Source organism: Aeromonas bestiarum (assembly GCF_000819745.1).
GTDB classification, from domain to species: domain Bacteria; phylum Pseudomonadota; class Gammaproteobacteria; order Enterobacterales; family Aeromonadaceae; genus Aeromonas; species Aeromonas bestiarum.
Genome location: NZ_CDDA01000032.1, coordinates 204,949 through 224,848, shown reverse-complemented (window position 1 = coordinate 224,848; position 19,900 = coordinate 204,949). Strand labels below are relative to the sequence as shown.

Genomic DNA, 19,900 nt, shown 5'->3' with positions numbered 1-19,900 from the left:
GCTGGCTTTTTTATTGACCGGTACAAGCCGCTATCAATCGTCGTGCTTGCAGTCGCCGTTGGCGCAGTGGCCGTACAGATAGAGGCTGTGATTGGTCAGGCGAATGTTGTGCAGCTTGGCGATGTCGCGCTGGCGCTGCTCGATCACCTCGTCGGAGAACTCGATCACCTTGCCACAATCGAGGCAGACCAGGTGGTCGTGGTGTTCCTGGGTGGCCAGCTCGAACACCGACTTGCCCCCTTCGAAGTGGTGACGGGTAACAATACCGGCATCATCAAACTGGTTGAGAACGCGATATACGGTAGCGAGACCAATCTCTTCACCCTGGTCGATCAGTCGTTTGTACAGATCTTCCGCACTGGTGTGCTGGCAATCCGGCTGTTGCAGGATTTCCAGGATTTTGACGCGGGGCAAGGTGATCTTGAGCCCGGCCTTTTTTAACGCTTGGTTGTTGTCTGCCATATTCTACTTATTCGCATTCTCGAAGGTGTGGTTATTCTGATTGACTGCCGCTGGAATGGCAACCACGAACTCGCTTGGCCTGTCATTATAGGTCGTAGCTCACCTAAAAATAAACCCAGTAATTCAAGGGCTTTAGCGCAAAGTCCGCCATCTGGCCGAATTGGTGAAATCGCGGCACCGGCTTGCTCGCCCGTCGAATGTTGATAAGATGTAACCTTCTTCATTGTCTGGTCGGATGAGATCCATGGATTGGCTTTTTGACAACGCGGCCTGGGTGCGCCGCGCCCTCAACGCCTGGCCCCCCTTCTGGGGCGCAGGTATCAAGATAGAGGCGCTGAGCGATGATTTTCGCTACTGCCGGGTGACGCTCAAGTCCCGCTGGTGGAACAAGAACGCCAACCGTACCCAGTTTGGCGGCAGCATGTTTGCGATGACGGATCCCATCTATCCGCTGATGCTGATGGGCTATTTCAAGAACCGCTATTACGTCTGGGACAAGGCGGGCAGCATCAATTACATCAAGCCGGGCAAGGGCAAGCTGGTGGCCGAGTTCAACCTGACCGACGGCAAGCTGGCGTCCATAGTGGCGGCGACCGAGGGGGGCAACAAGCACTTCCCCGAGTTCGAGGTCACGGTGCAGGACAAGAGTGGCGAGCTGGTGGCACAGGTCAAACGCACCCTCTATGTGCGTGCCAAACCCGAGCACAGAGGTGGCTGAAAAGATCGGATCGCAAAAACAACAAGGGCCCCGGCGGGGCCCTTGTTGTCAGAGGTAGCTGGCTTGCCGGATCACTCCAGCTCGGCCAAGCACATCTCTTCATGCAGCTGCTTGCACCAGCCCTTGACGCGCTCGGCGGTCAGTTCCGGCTGGCGATCTTCGTCGATACCCAGACCCACGAAGTGCTTGTCATCCACCACAGCCTTGGAGGCTTCAAACTCGTAACCGGCGGTTGGCCAGTTGCCGATGATGATGGCGCCTTTGGCTTCGACTATGTCACGCAGTGTGCCCATGGCGTCGAGGAAGTACTCGGCATAGTCTTCCTGATCGCCGCATCCGAAGATGGCAACCAGCTTGTTGGTGAAGTCGATCTCTTCCAGCTCGGGGAAGAAGTCATCCCAATCGGCTTGGGCTTCGCCGTAGTACCAAGTCGGGATACCGAACATCAGCAGATCGAAGCTGTCGATGTCGGCCTTGCTGCTCTTGGCAATGTCACGGACTTCAATCAGTTGTTTGCCCAGTTCTTTCTGGATCATCTTGGCGACAGCTTCGGTATTACCGGTATCGCTGCCGAAAAACAGACCTACACTAGCCATAGTGTTTAGTTACCCGTATCTGGTGTTAATGCTTAACGGTCAGATTGCGATGCCTGCTGCGAAAGCAGACTCAATCTGTTGCTTCAGGATAGATTGGATCAGCTCGGCTCGGCTGACGTTCTGTTGTAACGCAAGTTGGTTCAGGCGCTCCAGCAACTCGGCCTCCACCTTTAACTCGACCCGTTTCAAACCGTTCTCGCGATCGCGCTTAAGCTGGTTGCGCTTGTTGATCTTGAGTTGGGTCTCACGGGGGAGTGGATTGGTCTTTGGCCTGCCGGGGCGCTTCTCATTTGCGAACAGATCCAGTGTTGTTCGATCAGTTTGCTGTTTGGCCATACATCACAGATGAAAATAAGTTAGCCGATCCCTGAGCCTTCCCAGCCCAATTCGATCAGCCCCTTGGCGACAAAACCCGCGCAACCCAGACAGAGTACCAACCAGACGATGACTCGACCAAAACGGGGCACGTTGCCGCGTTTGAGTACGTCGTGAATGGCCAGGCCAATCAATATGAAAATGGCCAGCAAGAATAACTTCAGGCCCAGACTCTCAATCAGATCGATATGTTCACTTAGCATGGATTGCGCACACTCCTTATGACGGGCGCACTATATCACAAAGGATTTGAAACTGTTAACCGCCTGTCGACAGGAAATCCACAACCAATTTGTTGAACAAAACCGGCTTTTCGGCGTGCAGCCAGTGGCCCGTTCCGGCGATGATGCGCGCCTTTGCCGCCGGGAATTGTGCCATCACAGTGTCGGTATATTGGGGCTGCATATAGTCCGAATCGCCGCCCTTGATAAAGAGCGCGGGCCCCTCGAATCGATGCTGGTTGTCGGGCCAGCCCATGATGTTGGCGTAATTGCGCTCAAGGGCCGCTACGTTGAAACGCCAGCCCCAACCGGACTCTCCCTTGGCGAAGGATTTGAGCAGGAACTGGCGTACGCCGGCGATCTCGATGTGCTCGGCCAAAATGGCCTCTGCCTCGCTGCGGCTCTGCACCGGCTGGTTCAGGGTGGCGTTGAGACCGGCGAACACGTTCTGATGGCGGGAGTGGGGATAGGCGACAGGGGCTATGTCGGCCACCACCAGCCTGGCGACCCGGGCGGGAGCCTGCTTGGCCAGTTGCATGGCGACCTTGCCGCCCATGGAGTGACCGACAAGGGATACCTGATCCAGGGCCAGGGCATCGAGCAGGGCGAGCACGTCGACAGCCTGCTGGGGATAGCTCATCTCGTCGCTGTGGAACGAGGCGCCGTGGTTGCGCAGATCCACGCTGATGACGCGATAGTGTTCGCTCAGGGCGCGTGCCAGCAGCCCCAGGTTGTCCAGGCTGCCGAACAGACCGTGGATCAGCACAACGGCCGGGCCCTGGCCCTGTTCCTTGAAGTTCAATAATGAGTTTTGTTGCAAAATGACACCTTGTCGGTCGTGGGCTTTTTTGCCTGATGTTTTAACACACTGAAAGAAAAGGATTTCATTCCTTGAGGGGCATTTTTTTGTGGTTTTTTTTCAAAAAAAATGACTCCGGATGCGCTATCAGTGCGGAGGATCACACACTTGGCCCCGTATTATGCCGTATTCTCGATGAGATTCATGCACATCTGCCAGCCCTTGGCTTGGGCTGCCGGGTTTGCCTATGTATAATCGCCGCATCCGAATTTCGACGAGTCCAGCGCATCCCTATGAAAACCATCGAGCTTGATGACGATCTCTACTTCTATATCGCCAGCCAGACCCGGCACATTGGTGAGAGTGCCTCCGATATCCTGCGCCGTCTGCTGGAACACCCCACGCACATCGCAGTGCCGCCGGCCGAACCGGTCGCCATTGCCCAGCCGCGCGTCGTTGCCGACCCCATAGGGCTGCAGGCCCTGCTCGATTCGGGTGAGCTGCAAAAAGAAGAGAAGTCCATCAACCGCTTCATGCTGGTGCTCAGTACCCTTTACCGGGATGACCCGGTCGGGTTTACCCAGGCCACCGAAATCAAGGGGCGCAAGCGCGTCTATTTCTCGCAGGATCCCGAGGCACTGCGTGCCAGTGGCAGCACCACCAAGCCCAAGCCGGTGCCGGAGACCCCGTTCTGGGTGATCACCAATACCAATACCAGTCGCAAGCAGAACATGGTGGCCCAGCTGATGGCCAGCATGGGCTATGGCGAAGAGGTGATCGCGCAGGTGTGCAGCGCAATTTAACGCTTCATCAGACTCAGGCCTTGCCGGGCAAGGCCGCCATCAAGCAAGGACAACGCCATGGCACAGCATTCCCACGCCGGTCAGCCGGCCCGTTTAAGTGACCTGACCAACATTCCCCGTCTGGTCAGCGCCTACTACCTCAACAAGCCGGACATGAGCCGCCCCGAGCAGCGGGTGGCCTTCGGCACCTCCGGCCACCGTGGCAGCGCCCTGCACAATGCCTTCACCGAATCCCACATCCTGGCCGTGACCCAGGCGCTGGTGGAATATCGCCAGCAGGCCGGCATTACTGGCCCGCTGTTTGTCGGCATGGATACCCACGCTCTGTCTGAATCCGCCTTTGCCAGTGCGGTGGAAGTACTGGCCGCCAACGGGGTCGAGACGCGCATTCAGGCAGGCCTCGGCTTCACGCCGACCCCGGTCATCTCTCACGCCATCCTGCGCTACAACGCTGGCAAGGAAGGGGCTGGCAAGCCGGCGGCGCTGGCGGACGGCGTGGTGATCACCCCGTCCCACAACCCGCCGGAAGATGGTGGCTTCAAGTACAACCCGCCCCATGGCGGCCCAGCGGAAGGGGAGATCACCAAGTGGGTGGAAGACCGCGCCAACGCCATTCTGGAAGCCGGTCTGGCCGGGGTGAAACGGATGCCGTTTGCAGAGGCGCTCAAGAGCCCCTTCGTGGTCGAGCACGACTACGTCACCCCCTATGTGGATGACCTGAAAAACGTGCTGGATCTGGACGCCATCAAGAAAGCGGGCATCAAGATAGGCGTGGATCCGCTGGGCGGCTCAGGTGTCGCCTACTGGGACGTGATCGCCAAGACCTACGGCCTGAACATAGAGGTGGTCAACTACAAGGTAGATCCCACCTTCTCCTTCATGACCCTGGACAAGGACGGCAAGATCCGGATGGACTGCTCCAGCCCGTTCGCCATGGCCGGCCTGATCGCGCTCAAAGACAAGTTCGACATCGCCCTTGGCAATGACCCTGACTACGACCGTCACGGCATAGTCACCAAGGCGGGGCTGATGAACCCGAACCACTATCTGGCGGTGGCGATCCAGTATCTGTTTACCCACAGAACCGGCTGGTCCAAAGAGTCTGCGGTCGGCAAGACGCTGGTCTCTTCCTCCATGATCGACCGGGTCGCCGGCGAGATTGGCCGTACCCTGAAAGAGGTGCCGGTCGGCTTCAAGTGGTTCGTGGATGGCCTCTACAGCGGCGAGTTCGGCTTTGGTGGCGAGGAGAGCGCCGGCGCCTCCTTCCTGCGCAAAGACGGCACCGTCTGGACCACCGACAAGGATGGTTTCATTCTGGCGCTGCTGGCCGCCGAAATTCTGGCCGTTACCGGCAAGGATCCCCAGGCCCACTACGATGCGCTGGAAGCCAAGTTCGGTCGCTCCAGCTATCGCCGCATCGATGCCCCGGCCAACAGCGCCCAGAAAGCTGTGCTCTCCAAGCTGGATCCGGCGCTGGTTGAAGCCTCTACCCTGGCAGGTGAGCCCATCATCGCCAAGCTGACCAAGGCACCGGGTAACGATGCCGCCATCGGCGGCCTCAAGGTGGTGACCGAGAACGGCTGGTTTGCGGCGCGCCCCTCCGGCACAGAGTCCATCTACAAGATCTACATGGAGAGCTTCAAGGGCGAGGCGCACCTGGATCTAATCCAGCAGGAAGCCCAGCAGATCGTCTCCGCTGCGCTGGCCAAGGCGGGTGTTTAAGCCTGCATCGAGCCACTGAAAGCTAAATAAAAACTGACTGAAAACCAAAAGAGGAGCCGCAATGGCTCCTCTTTTTTATTCCTCTCGGCCGAGGCGGTCTGGCATTCACATCCGGTCGCACTGGCCAGTGCTCGCCCTGCGGGCTTGCCAGCGCTTGAAGAAGGGCCGTACCGGCAGCTTCATCAGGAAGAGGGAGAGCAGGATCACTCCTATGCCGAGCCACTGGCGGCTATCCAGGGTTTCACCCACCATCAGCACGCCGCAGGAGACTGCCACCATGGGATTGGTGAGGGCCAGCATGCCCATCACCTCCGGGCCGTGGCGCTTGAGCCCCCACAACCAGGCCCAGTAGGCCAGTGCCGTGTTGAGCAGAATAAGCCAGATCAGCCCTGGCGCACTCGCCGAATAGGGCAGCGGCATGGGGCCGGCCAGCCACCAGGCGAGAGGGATCAGCATCAGGCCGCCGAGCAGCAGTTGCCAGGCGGTCAGCGCCAGCAGATCGCTCACCGGCCAGCGCTGCATCCAGCGGCTGGATTGGCCGATGAGCAGGGTGGCCAGCAGGGCGCAGGTCACGCCTACGGGATCCAGATTGGCGGAGGGGTTGAGCAGTAGCAAGACCCCGGCCAGCCCCATCAACCCCAGCAGCAGCCATTTCAGGCTGGGCCGCGTGCCATCCTGCAGCCAGGCCAGCAACATCAAGACCAGCGGCAGTGTGGCGCCGAGTGTGCCCGCCACGGCCCCCGGCAGCCGGAAGGCGGCGACGAACAGCAGGGCGAAGAAGGCGGCTATATTGCAAAACGCCAGCAGAAATTGCTTGCCCCAGGGCAGGGGCGGCAGGCGCGGGTGCAGCAACAGCAGTAGCAGCCCGGCGGGCAAGGCGCGCCACACCGCCACCCAGTAGGGGGAGTAGTCGGTCAGATAGAGGCTGACGACGGCATAGGTGCTGCCCCACAACAGGGGAGCCAGCAGGGCGATCAGCAGAGGCATGATTTATCTCTTTGTAAAGTATCTTCAAGTAAAGATAATCTAGTCCTAGATTGGTTTACTATCAAGTATCTCGATGAAAAGATAAGTGACCTGAGATGGACAGTGATCATGTAGACCTGCTGCTGGCCCAGTGGGCCCGGCAGAGACCGGATCTCGACTGCTCGCCCATGGGGGTGCTGGGTCGGGTGGCGCGGATGGCGGCGATCGCCGGACGCGAGGTGAGCGACGAGCTCAAGGAGTGCGGCCTGCTCGGCAGCGACTTCGATATTCTGGCGACCCTGCGCCGGGCCGGCGAGCCGCTGACGCCGACCGTGCTCTATCAATCCGCCATGCTGAGCTCGGGGGCCATGACGGCCCGGCTCGACAAGCTGGCCGAGCGGGGACTGGTAGAGCGGCAGGCGGCGCCAAGCGACAGGCGCAGCCTGCTGGTCTGCCTGACCGAGTCGGGCAAGACCTTGATCGACCGTGCGGTCGAGCTGCACGTGGCCAACGAGCGGCGTCTGCTGGCCCCCTTGACTCAGGCAGAGCAGGCCCAGCTGGCGGCCCTGCTCAAGCGCTGGCTGCTGGAAAACGAATAAAAAAACGGGCCCGAGGGCCCGTTTTTGTTGTCGCCGGATCTCGGTTCAGTAACCGCCTCTGGCATCCTTCACCGCCAACCCCAGCTGCCATACCGCCATGGCGTAGTGGGTGCTGTGGTTGTAGCGGGTGATGGCGTAGAAGTTGGGCAGACCGTACCAGTACTGGTAGCCGGTGCCGACGTCCAGGCGCAGCAGGCTCGACTCGCTGTGATTGCCCAGGGGGCTGGTGGGGGTCAGCCCGGCGCGGCGCAGGGAGGCGACGGGGTAGCGGGTCTGGAAGCCGTGCTCATAGCCGGGCAGCTGGCCCTGACCACGCACCGCCACCGGCTGGCCCTTCTCCCAGCCGTGGGCCTTGAAGTAGTTGGCCACGCTGCCGATGGCATCCACCGGATCCCACAGGTTGGTGTGGCCGTTGCCGTTGAAGTCCACCGCGTAGCGCTGGAAGCTGGACGGCATGAACTGGCCATAACCCATGGCACCGGCGTAGGAGCCCTTGGGTTCGGTAGGATCCATCCCCTCATCCCGGGTCATCACCAGGAAGGATTCCAGCTCGCTGGTGAAGAACTCGGCCCGGCGCGGGTAGTCAAACGCCAGGGTCGCCAGTGCATCCAGGATGCGGGTCTTGCCCATCACCCGACCCCAGCGGGTCTCCACCCCTATGATGCCGACGATGATCTCCGGCGGCACCCCATACACCTGCTGGGCGCGGTTGAGCTCGCTCTCGTATTCGCGCCAGAAGCTGACGCCATTTTGCACGTTGTCCGGGGTGATGAACTTGGCACGGTAGCGATTCCAGGCGCCGGTCGGGCCCGTGGGCTTGCTCGGCGTGGGGGCCTGGGCATCCATCAGCCGGATGATCCAGTCATAACGCTGTGCCTGGGCCAGCACACCGTGCAGCTCTGCGCCGTCAAACCCGTGCTTTTGCACCATGCGTTGCACGAACTGATCCACGTTGCTGCGATTGGCAAAATCCCCCTTGCTGACCCCCTGGCCGTAGACGGGGCGGCTGGGCGGCGTCTGGTTGATGAAGGCGCTGTTGGGCTGGGGTTTGACCACGGGTTTGGCAGCCGGCGTGCTGCTGCAGCCGTAGAGCAGGGGAAACAGGGAAAGCGTGAGCACGGAGACAAGGCGACGCATAAGGTTCTCATGAGCCTGAAAAAGAGTGCCGCCATGGTAAAACATTGTCATCCATGCGCAAGTGCTCAGTGCATCGCAGGGCCTGTTCATCACATCCTGTGCCCTTGCTGCCGCAGTGTGTGATAACCGCTCCAGAGCCGGGTCAGGGTGGTGATGAGGCAGAGCAGGGCAAAGCCGTAGGCGAGCGGTGCAAACGCCGCGGGCCAGAGGCACATCAGCACGAACAGGGCTATGGTCTCGCTCCCCTCGGTGAGCCCGCCCAGATAGTAGAGGGACTTGTGGTGGTAGACTGGGTTTTCTATCCCCCGCTTGCCCGCCATGATGGCGAAGGCCAGAAAGCTCGAGCCTGTGCCCATGAAGGCGAACAGCAGGGTGGCGGCGGGCAGGGCGTTGACAGGGGCGGCGAGGGCAAAGCCCAGCACCACGGCGGCGTAGAAGATAAAGTCCAGCGTGATGTCGAGAAAGCCGCCGCAGTCGGTGATCCCGGTTTCCCGCGCCACGGCGCCGTCCAGCCCATCCAGCAAGCGGTTGAGCAGTATGACGACCAGCGCCAGCGGATAGAGGCCAAAGGCCAGCAGCGGCAGCGCCAGCAGGCCGATGGCAAAGCCGGTGAGGCTTATCTGGTTGGCGCTGATCCCGGCCCGGCACAGGGGCTTGGCCAGCCGGGTGAGGGGGCTGCGGATCAGGGGAATAAGGTGGCGATCAAACAAGGTCGGGGTCCTCGGTTGGCAGACAAAGAGAGGGCGTGAGATCGAGTATGGTGCCGGGGGCATCCTCCTCGTCATGGGTCACCAGGATGGCAGGCATGCCTCTGGCCTTGAGCCGCTCGAACACCAGGGTTCTGAACGCGGCGCGCAGCGGTTTGTCGAGGCGCGAGAAGGGCTCGTCCAGCAGCAGGGCTTGCGGCTCGGCCAGCAGGGCCCGCAGCAGGCTGACCCGCGCCTTCTGGCCGCCGGAGAGTGCCCCCGGCAACTTGTCGGCCTGATCCGCCAGCGTCACTTGCGCCAGTGCGGCCAGCGCGGCTGCCCGTCTGGCCGCCAATCCCTTGAGGGTGGTGGGCATGCCGAACATCAGGTTCTCCGCCACCGTCAGGTGGGCAAACAGCAGGTCATCCTGAAACAGCATGCCGATGCGCCGCGCCTGGGGAGGCAGGGGGGTGAGCAGCCGCTCGTCGAGCCGTATCTCCCCCTCCAGCCGGATGGGGCCCCTGGGAGGCAAGACTCCCGCCAGCGCCGCCAGCAGCGAGCTCTTGCCGCAACCGCTTGGCCCCATCAGGGTCAGCACCTCGCCGGGGGCCACCTGCAACGCAGGCAGCGACAGCAGCAGGTTTTCGTCGAGGTAGAGGCGCAGGGGCGTGGTGCTCAGCATCGGCAAGTTCTCGTGTTCAGCGGGCGCCCTTGAGCGCCGGGTTGAGCCTGGCCGGCAGCCAGAGCGCCAGCAGATAGATAAAGAGCGGCAGCAGCAGTTGCAGCAGGCCGTAGAGGCCCGCCAGCCGCCGGTTGAGGCCGCTGCCGATGGCCACCGCCTCTGTGGTGATGGTGACCACTCTTCCTGCACCAAACAGCAGGGTCGGCAGATATTGGGCCAGGCTTACCGCCGCTCCCACCGCGAAGGCGAACAGCAGCGGGCGGGCCAGCAGAGGTCCCTTCACCCGCCACCAGGTGCGCCAGGGGCTGGCCCCCAGCGTCAGCGCGGCCTGCACCAGGCGCGGGTCGAACTGGCGATAAGGGCCGTGCAGGCAAAGGTAAACGTAGGGGAAGACAAACAGCAGCTGGCTCCAGAGCACCCAGCCCCAGCCGATGCCGTCTCCTCCCCACCCTAGGCTGAACCAGTCCACCCCGAGGCGGACGCCAAACAGCAGGCTGGCCTGGGGCAGCAAGAGCGGCAGACAGATGAGCCAGAGCGGCCAGGGGCGGCGGCCCTGCTGCGCCTCCAGGCTCAGCACCACCATGATCAGCGCCAGCAGGCCGCTTGCCAGCGCCAGCAGGGCGCTATCAATGAGCAGCGGCATCAGGCCCGGCAGCAGATCTTGCCAATGCTGGCTGCTCCACTGGCTCGGCCAGAGGTCGGGGAAGGACCAGCGCCGGGTCAGCGACCAGAGTAGCAGGGCCCCCAGCACCGCCAGATTGACCGCGATCAGGACAAATACGCTGCCGCTGGCCAGGCCGGCGGTCAGCAGACCAGGCTCGGTTCGGTGGCCATCGAGCCAAGTGTGCTTGCCTAGGGTCGTGTGGCCCAACTCCAGCAGCCGGAGGCCTGCGAGCAGCAGCAGGCTGAGGGCGAGCAGCAAGAGGGCCCCGCTGGCGGTGGCGCCACGCCAGACGAGATCCGGATCCTGATACCAGAGCCACAACCTGACCGCCAGCGGGGCGGGGGCATCAGGCCCCAGCAGCTGGGCCAGATCCACCACGGCAACCCCGTAGGCGGCCACCGCATAGAGGGGCAGGCGCAGGGCGGGCCAGAGGGCCGGCAGCAGCAGGCGCCACCAGATCTGCGGCGTGCTGAACCCCAGGCTGGCGCCGAGCCACTGCTGGCGCGCCAGCTTGGCAGGCTCCAGTGCGGCCAGTGCCATCAGCAGCAGAAAGGGGGTTTCCTTCAGGATCAGGGCGAGGATCAGCCCAAGGCCCAGCGGATCCTTGATGGTCTGCCAGTCGGGGGGAAACTCGAAACCTGTGAGCGCTGGCGAGACGAGACGCAGCAGCCAGCCGGAGGGGGCGAGCAGAAAGGCCAAGCCGATGGCAAAGGCGACGTGGGGCAGCGCCAGCAGGGGAGAGAGCAGGCGCTGCAGCAGCGAAAAGGTCCGGCTCTCTGCTCCCAGCTGGCCGCTGTGCGCCAGCAGTAGCGCCGTCAGCAGCAGGCTGCCCAGGGTCGAGGCGGTGCCAATCCAGAAGCTCAGGGCCGCCGAGTGCCAGAGTCCGGGCTGGGCCAGCAGCCGTTGAAGGTGCGAGGGCGCCCCCCCTTCGGCCAGCAGCAACCCCACCCCCCCCAGCAAGGGGGCGGCCAGCAGGGCGGCGCAGCCGGCGCCAAACAAGGGGCGCCAGTTGGACTCTAGGTGGCCGGCCGGGCTCATTAGTGACCGTAACGCTCGGCCCAGGCCGCTTCGAGCCTGAGTTGCCAGCTGGGGTGGGGCTCAGGCCTAGCCTTGAAGCGCAGCGCAGGCGCCTGTTTGGCCGAGACCGGCAGGGCGCTGGCTTGCAGCACGCTGGGATCACCCCAGAAGGCCGCCTCGGCCTTGCGTGCCTGGGCCACCGGGCTCAGCAGGAAGTTGGCCACCACCTTGGCGCCAGCCCGGGCCGTGGCGTTGAAGGGGATGGCGAGAAAGTGGCTGTTGGTCAACGCCCCTTTCTCCATGGCGACCGCCACCACATTGGGGGGCAGGGTGCCGTTTTGCACCGCGCTCTGGGCTTCCTGCGGGTTGAAGCTGATGGCCATAGCGAGCTCGCCATCATCGAGCAACTGGCGGGTCTCGGCAGCGCTGGCGGGGAACAGCTTGCCCTTGCGCCAGAGCGCCGGGTGCAGCTCATCGAGCCAGGCCCAGAGCGGGGCCGTTAGCCGGTCAAAGTCGGCGTCGGTCGCCTCCCGATAGAGGGGGGCGGGATCGGCTGTCAACTCCAGCAGGATCTGCTTGAGAAAGCTGGAACCATGAAACTGGGGTGGCTTGGGATAGGTGAAGCGACCGGGATGGGCCTTGACCCAGGCGAGCAGGGTCGGCGCCGAGGCTGGCGGGGTAGCCACCTCATCCTCATTGACCATGAGATTGAGCTGGCCTATGCCCCAGGGGGCCTCCAGCCCTTCGACCGGCACTGTGAAGTCCTCACTCACCGGCAGCGTATTGTCTACCCGCACCATATTGGGCAGATCCTGGGTAAAGGGGGCACCCAGCAGCCCTTGCTCCTTGAGCGCCTTGAAGTTCTTGCCGTTGACCCAGAGCAAGTCGATGGGGCCGTCCGCATTTTTGCCCGCCTGCCGATTGGCCAGCAACTGGCTGACGCTCTGGGCTATGTCATCCACCTTCACCTGCACCAGCTTGACCTGATACTGGCGCTCAAGTTCCTTGCTAGCCCATATCAGGTAGGCGTTGATCTCCGGGCTGCCGCCCCAGGCGTTGAAGTAGACTGTCTGCCCCTTCGCCTGGGCCAGGGTCTGCTGCCAGTGAGCATCCTGGCTGTCGTTGGCACTGGCATGGGCAAAGAGGGTGCCGCCTGCCAGCAGGGGCAGGGCGCACAACAGGGATTTGAGCAAGGGCAGTGTCTTGATCATGTGAGTTACCTTGGGCAAAGGATCAGGCGCCGCGGCGCCAGCTATGATAACGGGCCAGCAGGGCCAGCACCCGGGTGGGCTGGTGGGCCCGTTTCCACTCACCGGCCAGGTACTTGTTCCCCTCCATCAGGGTGGGATAAGCGTGTATGGTGGCGAGGATCTTGCCAAGCCCCAGCCGGTGGCGCATGGCGAGCACAAATTCGGCGATCCGCTCGCCGGCGTGAGTGCCCACTATGGTGGCACCCAGGATCTGGTCCTTGCCGGGCACGGTCAGCACCTCGATAAAGCCGTGGCGCTCCCCGTCGGCGATGGCGCGATCCAGCTCGGCCAGCGCGAAACGGGTCGTCTCGAAGGGGATACCCTCGGCTTCGGCCTCCTTGCGGTTGAGGCCGACCCGGGCGATTTCCGGCGTGGTGTAGGTGGCCGCCGGGATCACCCTGTAGTCCGCCTTGAACCGCTTGAACTGGCCGAACAGGGCATTGACGGCGGCATACCAGGCCTGATGGGCGGCAAAATGGGTGAACTGGTAAGGGCCGGCTACGTCCCCCACCGCCAGAATACTGGGGTAGTTGGTGGTGAGAAAGCCATCGACGGCCACAGTGCCACGGGGCGCCAGCTCCACCCCCAGTGCCTCCAGCCCGAAGCCGCTCACATTGGCGACGCGGCCCAGCGCCAGCAGCAGTTGATCCCCCTCAATCACTCGCACGTCATCGCCTCGGCGCAGTTGCAGCCGAATGGGCAAGGTGCTTTGCGTTTTCGCCGATTGCGGCTGCGGGTCTGATGTCTGCTCCCCTTCTGGCAGATAGTCGACCCGCTCGGCGCGCCAGCCGGTGAGCACTGTGACACCGTCACGGGTCAGTTGGGATTGCAGCGCGTCGGCCACTTCCCGATCTTCGCGCGGCAGCAGCTGATCGGCCAGTTCCACCAAGGTGACCGGCACGCCGAGCAGGACAAGGCTCTGGGCCAGTTCGCAGCCGATGGGGCCGCCGCCAAGCACCAGCAGCTGGCGCGGCGGGGTGCGCAGCTGCCAGAGGTTGTCCGAGGTGAGATAAGGTACGTCGGCCAGTCCTGGCAGATCCGGCACCCAGGGTCTGGCGCCGGTGGCGAGTACGATATGGCGGCTGGCAAGGCGCCGGCCGTTCACCTCCACTTCCCAGGGGGAGACCAGTGTCGCCTCCCCTGCGATGCACTCCACCCCCAGCGCCCGATAGCGTTCCATCGAGTCGTGCGGTTCGACCTCCTTTACCACCCTGGCGACCCGTTCCATCACGGCGGCAAAGTCGGCGCGGGTCTGACTCTGGCTGAAGCCCAGCTCGCTTGCCCTGCGTTGCTCGGCGGCAAAGCGGCTGCTTCTGATCAGCGCCTTGGAGGGGACGCAGCCGCTGTTGAGGCAATCGCCCCCCATCTTGTGTTTCTCGATCAGCGCCACCTTGGCCTTCACCACCGCGGCGATATAGCTGGTGACCAGACCGCCGGCGCCGGCCCCGATCACCAGCAGGTTGTAGTCATAACGGGCAGGCTTTCGATAGGGGGCATGGAGGCGGCGCAGGGCAAGCTGTTGCATGGTGCGCCTGATCAAGAAGGGCATCAGCCCCAGCAGGGTCAGCGCCACCATCAGACCGGGGGAGAGAATATTGCCCGTGCTGGTGAGGGTCGCAAGCTCGCTGCCCGCCAGCACGTAGACGAAGGTGCCGGGTAGCATGCCGAGCTGGCTCACCCAGTAGTAGGTACTGACTCTGATGGGGGTGAGCCCCATCAGCAGGTTGACCAGAAAGAAGGGGAAGAGGGGGATGAGGCGCAGGCTCAGCAGATAGAAGGTGCCGTCCTTCTCCATCCCGGCTTGGAAGGTGGCCAGCTTGTCGCCAAAGCGAGCCCTGACCCAGTCGCGCAGCAGGAAGCGGGCGCTGAGAAAGGCCAGGGTGGCGCCCAGGGTGCTGGCAAAGGAGACCAGCAGCAGCCCCCAGCCGATCCCGAATATTGCGCTGCCGCCCAGGGTGAGCAGGCTTGCGCCGGGCAGGGAGAGAGCCGTGCTCAGCACATAGAGGACCACGAACATCAGGGCGGCGCTGACGAAATGGCTATCGACCAGGGCGGCCAGCTCGGCCTGGCGGGCCTGCAGCTGGGCCAGGTTCAGGTAGCGGCCGAGATCAAATGCGAAGAAGGCGCCGATGAGGCACCCCATCACCAGCAGGAGCAGCAGGCGGGCCCGTGTCATCAGGCGTCCTTGCCGGGTTGCTGATCGGGGGCCGCGGCGGGGCGCTCGGGTTGCACCGGCAGCTGGCAGAAGCCCTGGGGGGCGATATCGAGGGCGGCATTGAACTTGGCAGACATGTTCTGGAAGGCGATGAGGCCGGTCAGCTCCACCATGGCATCGTCGTCGAACCAGGGCTTGAGGCGCGCAGCCTGCGCGTCGCTCACCCCATCCAGGCCTGTCATGGCTTCTGTGTAGTCGAGCACCGCCTTTTCCCGCTCATCGAACAGGGGGCTGCTGCGCCAGTGGGCCAGCGCCTCCACCTTGGCGCTGGAGCCGGCCCGTTTGATGAGGGTCATGGCGTTGATGTCGACGCAGAAGTGGCACCAGTTGAGCTGGGAGACCCGCACCGTCACCAGGGAGCGCAGCACGGGATCTATGGGTGAGCGCTTGCGGTTGATGACGCCGTAGAGGGTGGCCACGGCGGCAAACAGCCGTGGCGAGCGGCCCCAGCATTTTCCCGGGATCAGCACCTGGCCGTAGTTGCGTTTCTGCAGCCAGAAAAAGGGGCGGATGAACCAGGCATATTCCCGATCGGGCTTGACCTCGACGCGCATTGATTACCTTCTATTGCTTCAAATTGGGTTTGTAGGCCTGACCGAGCCGCTCGTTGAGCCGGATCAGAAAGTCCTCGATCCGCGCCCGGTTGGTGCCCAGATCGCTGCGCCCCTGGCGGGAAGCCGATCGCATGTCGATGCGGGTCTCTTTCGGGCCGACAAAGACCCGCAGCGCCACGTCATCCTGAAAACCGAACCAGCCGGTGGTGGCCACCGCATCGAGGCCATCCTGGCTCGGTCGCACCTGCCAGCCCAGCTCCTCCATCAGCTCGTTCGCCTCGGTGATCACCTCGATCGGAGAGGCGCTGGTATAGAGAGGACCGGGTTTGCTCTCGAATGCTTTCAAGGGGGCCGCATTGATGGGCAGATCCTGCGCCGTTCTCAGCTCGGCGGCCCAGCGCAGGGGCGGCGGGTTATAGGGATCCGTGCTGATGTCGTTGAGCGGCGGCATGCGTAGTGCCTGCACCAGCAACAGCAGGGGCAGCAGCAGCGGGGTTATCCCCCACAGGCTCGGGACCTTGCGCCGGCTCCAGGGCAGGCGGACCAGCAACAGGAGCGATATCAGCGCACCGAGCAGACAGATGGCGAACCCCAGCCACCAGGGCCAGAGGTGAAGGCGGCTGCCGAGGGCGCCAGCGAGGGGCAGCAACCAGGCCAGCAGGGGCCACCACAAATAACTGGGCATAACGGGGATCCACTGGTTATGATGGACAAGTGCCCAGAAGGATAAACTTAATTGACTGATAACGTTAGTAAATTTATCTCAATCCTGCTGCTTTTCCCAAGCGCTTCGCTGTGGGCAGATACAGCAATGCTGGCGGCGGGGGACATGTGGCGCGCCGAGATCGTCTATGAGGCCGTGCCCGGGGTGACGCGGGTCGAACCCGGCTATGTCATCCCCTTGCCCGGGGAAACCACGCCTGCACAGGGGGCGGGGCGGCGCCAGGCGGTGCGCATCGATTACGATCCGGCCCTGGTGGGTTATGGGGATCTGCTCAATGTCTTCTGGCAGCTGGTGGATGGGCACGATGGTGGCGGGCAATATTGCAATCGCGGTCAGGAATTTGTCCCGGCCCTGCTGCCCAGGGATGACTATCAGTGGCGTCTGGCCCAGGTGAGCCTGACGCGCTGGCAGGCGCTGCATGGCCGCGTGAGCCGGGTATCGCTCTGGCCGGATAGCCGCTTCACGCCGGCACCCGAGATGGAGGACTGGGCGGCGCGCCATCCCTGGCGCTTTGGCTTCTATGCCCGCCGTTGCGGCGGCTGGCCGGTGACATTGACACCCGAGCCCTGAGCCATCAGTTGCGGTAGAGCACCTTGATGAGGTGAAAGCCGAACTTGGTGCGTATCGGGCCGAGCACTGTCAGCAGTTCGCCCTTGAACACGGCATCGTCAAACGGCTTGACCATGTCGCCCTTCGAAAACTCCCCCAGATCCCCCGAACGTTTGGACGAGGCACAGGTGGAAAAACGCTTGGCCATCTGACCAAAGTCGGCCCCCTTGGCAAGTTTCTCCTTGATCTCCAGACACTGTTTCTCTGTCTTGACCAGGATGTGCTGGGCACAGGCTTTCTTCATGATGTTGGCGCTCCTCGGCGGCGGGCAAATCGGGGCGCAAGATTACTCCAATTCCCGCCGCGCGTCAGCCGTCATGCAGGGATTAACTGCGGGCGCGGGCGCCGAGGCGGGCCCTTGGACGTGATTGCCACAGGATCTCCAACCCCAGCAGGGCATGCAGGCTCCAGATGGCCAAGGGGTTGAGCCAGTCGCCCCCCAGTTGCAGGGTGGCCAGGGCGCAGCCCGCCAGCAAGAGGGTGATGCCCGGCAGACGCCAGTGCGCCGGCAAGGGCGCCAGCATGGCCATGCCCAGCAGTATGGCGAGCCCGAACGGCAGATTGAGGGCGGTAAAGGCCAGCGCCTGCTGGCCGTTCATGCCGGTCAGCAGGGCCAGCAGGGCGCTGCAACAGGCGAGAAAGGTGATGAACTCGAGTCGGTCGGCAATGTAGTCAGCCATCTGTTCGCTGCGTGCATGCATGATGTGTCTCCTTCGGTTGAGAGCGTCGGGGGCGACGGGCCCCTGGACTCATGACGCCGGTGCGGGCGATGCGTTTTCTTTGGTAGATGAACCCAGTGTGGGCGAGACGAGCGGCGGGGGGCAGCGGGATAAATCGATTGAGGCGAACGAGGCTTTGATTATTCAGATTCAACCAGTTGATTTTTATCATCTAAATAAGCGTTTGATCGAAGAGGAAGGCAGGGGCTCAGGGGGCAGGTAGCGGGCCGGCCGTCGTCATCTTGACCTGTTGCCGACAGTTGATGTCGCGTCGGCGAGGGGGCGTTGGCGCAAAGGGGAGGCGAGACGAACCGCCGTTTGTGATGCCTGTCATGGCCTGATGGCTGAGGAATGGCCCTTTTTTACCCACAATGGCATAAGTCTGTGGGGCAGGCGGGAGGAAAGTGAGCAAGCCGAGCGGCAAAGGCTTCAATAATAGGGTGAATTTCGATGCCGCTCCGCTCTGATGTTGCGCCGGGGATATGCTAGGATGAGGCGCGCTTGCCATCGAGTGAGCCTCATATTCATTCTAAATATTGCATTATTTTAATCATGTTCTTCGGGGAAATTGACGTTTGACAGGATGCAATCCGCCCCTGCCTGCAGGGATCTCATCGCCCGGACGGGTTTTCCGTCGTGGGCTCCGCGCGCTGGGCCTGAGCCTCTGTCTGCTGCTGTTCGTCACGCCGGCCATGGCGGCCAAACTCACCTATCAGATCAAGGGTCTGAGAGGGGAGACCAAGGATAACGTCGAAGCCTATCTCAATGCGCTGCCTGTCTATCAGGAGCGCCAATACCGGCCGGCCCGCGCCAAGATCACCGAGAGCGTGCAAAAAGCCCTGCAGGTCTATGGCTACTACCAGCCCAAGATCACCCTGAGCCGCGACAAAAAAGCCCCCGTCAGGGTGGTGGTCGAGGTGGACGCGGGCAAGCCCGTCATCATCTCCCGCCTCGACATACTGCTGGAAGGGGACGCGGGCAGCGACGAGATCTACAGCGAGCTGCTGGACAAGCTGCCCCTGAAGGAGGGGGATCCCCTCAACCACGGCAAATACGAATCCATCAAGGCGGATCTCGGCAGCCTGGGGCTGGCCCGCGGCTACTTCGACGCCAAGATCAGCAAGAGTCAGGTCAAGGTGTTCCCGGATCAGGGCACGGCCGAGATCTACATACTGTTTCGCTCCGGCCCCCGCTATCACTTCGGCGAGATCCACTACGACGCCACGCCGGAGGCGCTGCGCCTCATTCGGCCGCTCATCAACATCAAGAGCGGCGACCCCTATCTGGCGATCCGGCTGGCCGAGATGTCGCAGGATGTCTCCTCCACCAAGCTGTTCAAGCAGGTGGATATCAAGCCCATGATCAGCCAGGCCGAGGGCAACCGGGTGCCGGTGCAGGTGACCCTCTCCAACCGGGTCGACCACGAGATAGAGACGGGTATCGGCTTTGCCACCGACGTGGGCCCGCGCATGAGCGCCACCTGGGAGAAGCCCTGGGTCAACCGCTACGGCCATCGCCTCAACGCCACCGCCAAGGTCTCGCAACCCGAGGCCGAGTTGAGCTTTGACTACCAGATCCCGGTGGGCAACCCGCTGCGGGATTACTACTCGCTGCAGGCGGGTTATCAATACAAGGACAGCAACGATACCCGCTCCGACCTGACCACCGTCAGCGTGCACCGCTGGAAGCGGCGGCCGGAGAGCTGGGACAGAGACGTCTTTATCCGGCTCGAGAACGAGATCTATACCCAGGGTGCCGACGAGGGGAACAGCTTGCTGTTGATCCCCGGTGTCTCCTGGTCGCGGCTGCGAGTGCGTGGCGGTCTGGTGCCCGACTGGGGCGATCGCCAGCAGCTGACCCTGGAGTTTTCCGATCCCTACTGGGGTTCCGACATCAGCTTCGTGCGGGTGTGGGGGCGCAGCAAGTGGCTGCGTACCCTGGGTGAGGATCACCGCTTCCTGCTGCGGGCCGAGCAGGGCGCCATCATAGGGGACAGCTTCTCGCTGGTGCCGCCTTCCCTGCGCTTCTTCACCGGTGGTGACCAGACGGTGCGTGGCTATGGCTACGAGACCATATCGCCGCGCGGCAGCGACGGCAAGCTGCTGGGGGGCCGTTACGTGAGCGTCGCCAGCGCCGAATACAACTACCGCTTCAGCGACAAGTGGCTAGGCGCCCTGTTTGTGGATGGCGGGACGGCCACGGTCGACTACAGCGAGGCCTGGAAGATAGGCACCGGGATCGGCGTGCGCTGGGTCACCCCCATAGGTCAGGTCAGGCTCGATCTGGCGGTGGGCATTTCCGAGGAAGACAAGCCGCTGCGACTCCACTTCGCGCTGGGGCCTGAATTATGATCCGGTTTGAACCCACTCATTCTCTCTGTTT

22 protein-coding genes are annotated in these 19,900 nt (G+C 62.8%); 6 read left to right on the top strand and 16 right to left on the bottom strand.

Annotated features, from left to right (window positions below):
* Window positions 1–33 precede the first annotated feature (33 nt).
* Entirely contained in the window at window positions 34–462 is a 429-nt protein-coding gene (fur, locus tag BN1118_RS17165; protein WP_042036904.1) for a ferric iron uptake transcriptional regulator, read from the bottom strand.
* 244 nt (window positions 463–706) lie between these two features.
* On the opposite strand from fur, the gene BN1118_RS17160 reads away from it, so the two are divergent.
* A complete protein-coding gene (locus tag BN1118_RS17160; protein WP_043557233.1) occupies window positions 707–1,180 on the top strand; it encodes a DUF4442 domain-containing protein in 474 nt (157 codons plus the stop codon).
* A gap of 71 nt (window positions 1,181–1,251) precedes the next feature.
* Here BN1118_RS17160 and fldA read toward each other — a convergent pair whose 3' ends face one another.
* From fldA to BN1118_RS17140, 4 genes are read right to left on the bottom strand one after another with little or no spacing between them, the layout of a single operon-like run.
* Window positions 1,252–1,776, bottom strand: a complete 525-nt coding sequence (fldA, locus tag BN1118_RS17155; protein ID WP_017412672.1) for a flavodoxin FldA — start codon at window positions 1,774–1,776, stop codon at window positions 1,252–1,254.
* A 39-nt stretch (window positions 1,777–1,815) separates the two neighbouring features.
* Window positions 1,816–2,112, bottom strand: a complete 297-nt coding sequence (ybfE, locus tag BN1118_RS17150) for a LexA regulated protein (protein WP_005309699.1) — start codon at window positions 2,110–2,112, stop codon at window positions 1,816–1,818.
* 20 nt (window positions 2,113–2,132) lie between these two features.
* Window positions 2,133–2,354, bottom strand: coding sequence for a DUF2788 domain-containing protein (locus BN1118_RS17145; RefSeq protein ID WP_005309702.1), 222 nt, complete (start codon window positions 2,352–2,354; stop codon window positions 2,133–2,135).
* A gap of 55 nt (window positions 2,355–2,409) precedes the next feature.
* Complete coding sequence (locus tag BN1118_RS17140) at window positions 2,410–3,174, bottom strand: alpha/beta fold hydrolase (RefSeq protein WP_043557231.1); 765 nt, start codon at window positions 3,172–3,174, stop codon at window positions 2,410–2,412.
* A 290-nt stretch (window positions 3,175–3,464) separates the two neighbouring features.
* Here BN1118_RS17140 and seqA point away from each other — a divergent pair, with 290 nt between their 5' ends.
* Both seqA and pgm read left to right on the top strand, forming a co-directional pair.
* A complete protein-coding gene (gene seqA, locus BN1118_RS17135; RefSeq protein ID WP_043557229.1) occupies window positions 3,465–3,974 on the top strand; it encodes a replication initiation negative regulator SeqA in 510 nt (169 codons plus the stop codon).
* A 57-nt stretch (window positions 3,975–4,031) separates the two neighbouring features.
* The gene (gene pgm, locus BN1118_RS17130) at window positions 4,032–5,696 is read left to right on the top strand and encodes a phosphoglucomutase (alpha-D-glucose-1,6-bisphosphate-dependent) (RefSeq protein ID WP_043557228.1); all 1,665 of its coding nucleotides are present in this window, start codon (window positions 4,032–4,034) and stop codon (window positions 5,694–5,696) included.
* Between the two features lie 105 nt (window positions 5,697–5,801).
* Here pgm and BN1118_RS17125 read toward each other — a convergent pair whose 3' ends face one another.
* Window positions 5,802–6,683 (bottom strand): DMT family transporter, encoded by an 882-nt coding sequence (locus tag BN1118_RS17125; RefSeq protein ID WP_043557227.1) that lies wholly within the window; start codon window positions 6,681–6,683, stop codon window positions 5,802–5,804.
* Between the two features lie 95 nt (window positions 6,684–6,778).
* Between BN1118_RS17125 and BN1118_RS17120 the strand changes: the two genes are divergently transcribed.
* The gene (locus BN1118_RS17120) at window positions 6,779–7,261 is read left to right on the top strand and encodes a MarR family winged helix-turn-helix transcriptional regulator (RefSeq protein WP_043557226.1); all 483 of its coding nucleotides are present in this window, start codon (window positions 6,779–6,781) and stop codon (window positions 7,259–7,261) included.
* 45 nt (window positions 7,262–7,306) lie between these two features.
* Here the strand turns inward: BN1118_RS17120 and mltB are convergent, their stop codons facing one another.
* The 8 genes from mltB to BN1118_RS17080 form a co-directional block, all read right to left on the bottom strand.
* Window positions 7,307–8,398 (bottom strand): lytic murein transglycosylase B, encoded by a 1,092-nt coding sequence (mltB, locus tag BN1118_RS17115; RefSeq protein ID WP_043557225.1) that lies wholly within the window; start codon window positions 8,396–8,398, stop codon window positions 7,307–7,309.
* An 89-nt stretch (window positions 8,399–8,487) separates the two neighbouring features.
* On the bottom strand, window positions 8,488–9,108 hold the full coding sequence (locus tag BN1118_RS17110; protein ID WP_043557224.1) for a CDP-alcohol phosphatidyltransferase family protein: 621 nt from the start codon (window positions 9,106–9,108) through the stop codon (window positions 8,488–8,490).
* On the bottom strand, window positions 9,101–9,766 hold the full coding sequence (locus tag BN1118_RS17105) for an ATP-binding cassette domain-containing protein (protein ID WP_043557223.1): 666 nt from the start codon (window positions 9,764–9,766) through the stop codon (window positions 9,101–9,103). Before BN1118_RS17105 ends, BN1118_RS17110 begins: the two co-directional genes overlap by 8 nt.
* A gap of 16 nt (window positions 9,767–9,782) precedes the next feature.
* Entirely contained in the window at window positions 9,783–11,468 is a 1,686-nt protein-coding gene (locus BN1118_RS17100) for an ABC transporter permease family protein (protein WP_043557222.1), read from the bottom strand.
* The gene (locus BN1118_RS17095; RefSeq protein ID WP_043557221.1) at window positions 11,468–12,658 is read right to left on the bottom strand and encodes an ABC transporter substrate-binding protein; all 1,191 of its coding nucleotides are present in this window, start codon (window positions 12,656–12,658) and stop codon (window positions 11,468–11,470) included. The genes BN1118_RS17100 and BN1118_RS17095 overlap by 1 nt, the downstream gene beginning before the upstream one ends.
* 22 nt (window positions 12,659–12,680) lie before the next feature.
* A complete protein-coding gene (locus BN1118_RS17090; RefSeq protein WP_043557219.1) occupies window positions 12,681–14,873 on the bottom strand; it encodes an FAD-dependent oxidoreductase in 2,193 nt (730 codons plus the stop codon).
* Window positions 14,873–15,466: a carboxymuconolactone decarboxylase family protein gene (locus BN1118_RS17085; protein WP_043557217.1), complete on the bottom strand. Its 594-nt coding sequence runs from the start codon at window positions 15,464–15,466 to the stop codon at window positions 14,873–14,875. The genes BN1118_RS17090 and BN1118_RS17085 overlap by 1 nt, the downstream gene beginning before the upstream one ends.
* A gap of 10 nt (window positions 15,467–15,476) precedes the next feature.
* Entirely contained in the window at window positions 15,477–16,151 is a 675-nt protein-coding gene (locus BN1118_RS17080) for a DUF1499 domain-containing protein (RefSeq protein WP_043557216.1), read from the bottom strand.
* Between the two features lie 51 nt (window positions 16,152–16,202).
* Here BN1118_RS17080 and BN1118_RS17075 point away from each other — a divergent pair, with 51 nt between their 5' ends.
* Complete coding sequence (locus tag BN1118_RS17075) at window positions 16,203–16,760, top strand: peptide-methionine (S)-S-oxide reductase (RefSeq protein WP_043557215.1); 558 nt, start codon at window positions 16,203–16,205, stop codon at window positions 16,758–16,760.
* 4 nt (window positions 16,761–16,764) lie between these two features.
* Here BN1118_RS17075 and BN1118_RS17070 read toward each other — a convergent pair whose 3' ends face one another.
* Together BN1118_RS17070 and BN1118_RS17065 are read right to left on the bottom strand one after the other, a co-directional pair.
* Window positions 16,765–17,043, bottom strand: a complete 279-nt coding sequence (locus BN1118_RS17070; RefSeq protein WP_043138524.1) for a peptidylprolyl isomerase — start codon at window positions 17,041–17,043, stop codon at window positions 16,765–16,767.
* 82 nt (window positions 17,044–17,125) lie between these two features.
* Complete coding sequence (locus BN1118_RS17065) at window positions 17,126–17,500, bottom strand: hypothetical protein (protein WP_042872451.1); 375 nt, start codon at window positions 17,498–17,500, stop codon at window positions 17,126–17,128.
* 593 nt (window positions 17,501–18,093) lie between these two features.
* On the opposite strand from BN1118_RS17065, the gene tamA reads away from it, so the two are divergent.
* Window positions 18,094–19,869 carry an autotransporter assembly complex protein TamA gene (gene tamA / locus BN1118_RS17055; protein ID WP_043557213.1) on the top strand — a complete coding sequence of 592 codons (1,776 nt, stop codon included), beginning with the start codon at window positions 18,094–18,096 and terminating at the stop codon, window positions 19,867–19,869.
* The last annotated feature ends 31 nt before the right edge of the window (window positions 19,870–19,900 follow it).

Excerpts from the sequence above, each read along its gene's own strand:
- mltB (WP_043557225.1), bottom strand. The coding sequence starts at position 8,398 with ATGCGTCGCCTTGTCTCCGTGCTCACGCTTTCCCTGTTTCCCCTGCTC.
- pgm (WP_043557228.1), top strand. The coding sequence starts at position 4,032 with ATGGCACAGCATTCCCACGCCGGTCAGCCGGCCCGTTTAAGTGACCTG.
- BN1118_RS17080 (WP_043557216.1), bottom strand. The coding sequence starts at position 16,151 with ATGCCCAGTTATTTGTGGTGGCCCCTGCTGGCCTGGTTGCTGCCCCTC.
- BN1118_RS17105 (WP_043557223.1), bottom strand. The coding sequence starts at position 9,766 with ATGCTGAGCACCACGCCCCTGCGCCTCTACCTCGACGAAAACCTGCTG.
- BN1118_RS17070 (WP_043138524.1), bottom strand. The coding sequence starts at position 17,043 with ATGAAGAAAGCCTGTGCCCAGCACATCCTGGTCAAGACAGAGAAACAG.
- BN1118_RS17160 (WP_043557233.1), top strand. The coding sequence starts at position 707 with ATGGATTGGCTTTTTGACAACGCGGCCTGGGTGCGCCGCGCCCTCAAC.
- seqA (WP_043557229.1), top strand. The coding sequence starts at position 3,465 with ATGAAAACCATCGAGCTTGATGACGATCTCTACTTCTATATCGCCAGC.
- BN1118_RS17085 (WP_043557217.1), bottom strand. The coding sequence starts at position 15,466 with ATGCGCGTCGAGGTCAAGCCCGATCGGGAATATGCCTGGTTCATCCGC.
- BN1118_RS17120 (WP_043557226.1), top strand. The coding sequence starts at position 6,779 with ATGGACAGTGATCATGTAGACCTGCTGCTGGCCCAGTGGGCCCGGCAG.
- BN1118_RS17145 (WP_005309702.1), bottom strand. The coding sequence starts at position 2,354 with ATGCTAAGTGAACATATCGATCTGATTGAGAGTCTGGGCCTGAAGTTA.
- BN1118_RS17065 (WP_042872451.1), bottom strand. The coding sequence starts at position 17,500 with ATGCATGCACGCAGCGAACAGATGGCTGACTACATTGCCGACCGACTC.
- fldA (WP_017412672.1), bottom strand. The coding sequence starts at position 1,776 with ATGGCTAGTGTAGGTCTGTTTTTCGGCAGCGATACCGGTAATACCGAA.
- fur (WP_042036904.1), bottom strand. The coding sequence starts at position 462 with ATGGCAGACAACAACCAAGCGTTAAAAAAGGCCGGGCTCAAGATCACC.
- BN1118_RS17090 (WP_043557219.1), bottom strand. The coding sequence starts at position 14,873 with ATGACACGGGCCCGCCTGCTGCTCCTGCTGGTGATGGGGTGCCTCATC.
- BN1118_RS17100 (WP_043557222.1), bottom strand. The coding sequence starts at position 11,468 with ATGAGCCCGGCCGGCCACCTAGAGTCCAACTGGCGCCCCTTGTTTGGC.
- BN1118_RS17125 (WP_043557227.1), bottom strand. The coding sequence starts at position 6,683 with ATGCCTCTGCTGATCGCCCTGCTGGCTCCCCTGTTGTGGGGCAGCACC.
- BN1118_RS17095 (WP_043557221.1), bottom strand. The coding sequence starts at position 12,658 with ATGATCAAGACACTGCCCTTGCTCAAATCCCTGTTGTGCGCCCTGCCC.
- ybfE (WP_005309699.1), bottom strand. The coding sequence starts at position 2,112 with ATGGCCAAACAGCAAACTGATCGAACAACACTGGATCTGTTCGCAAAT.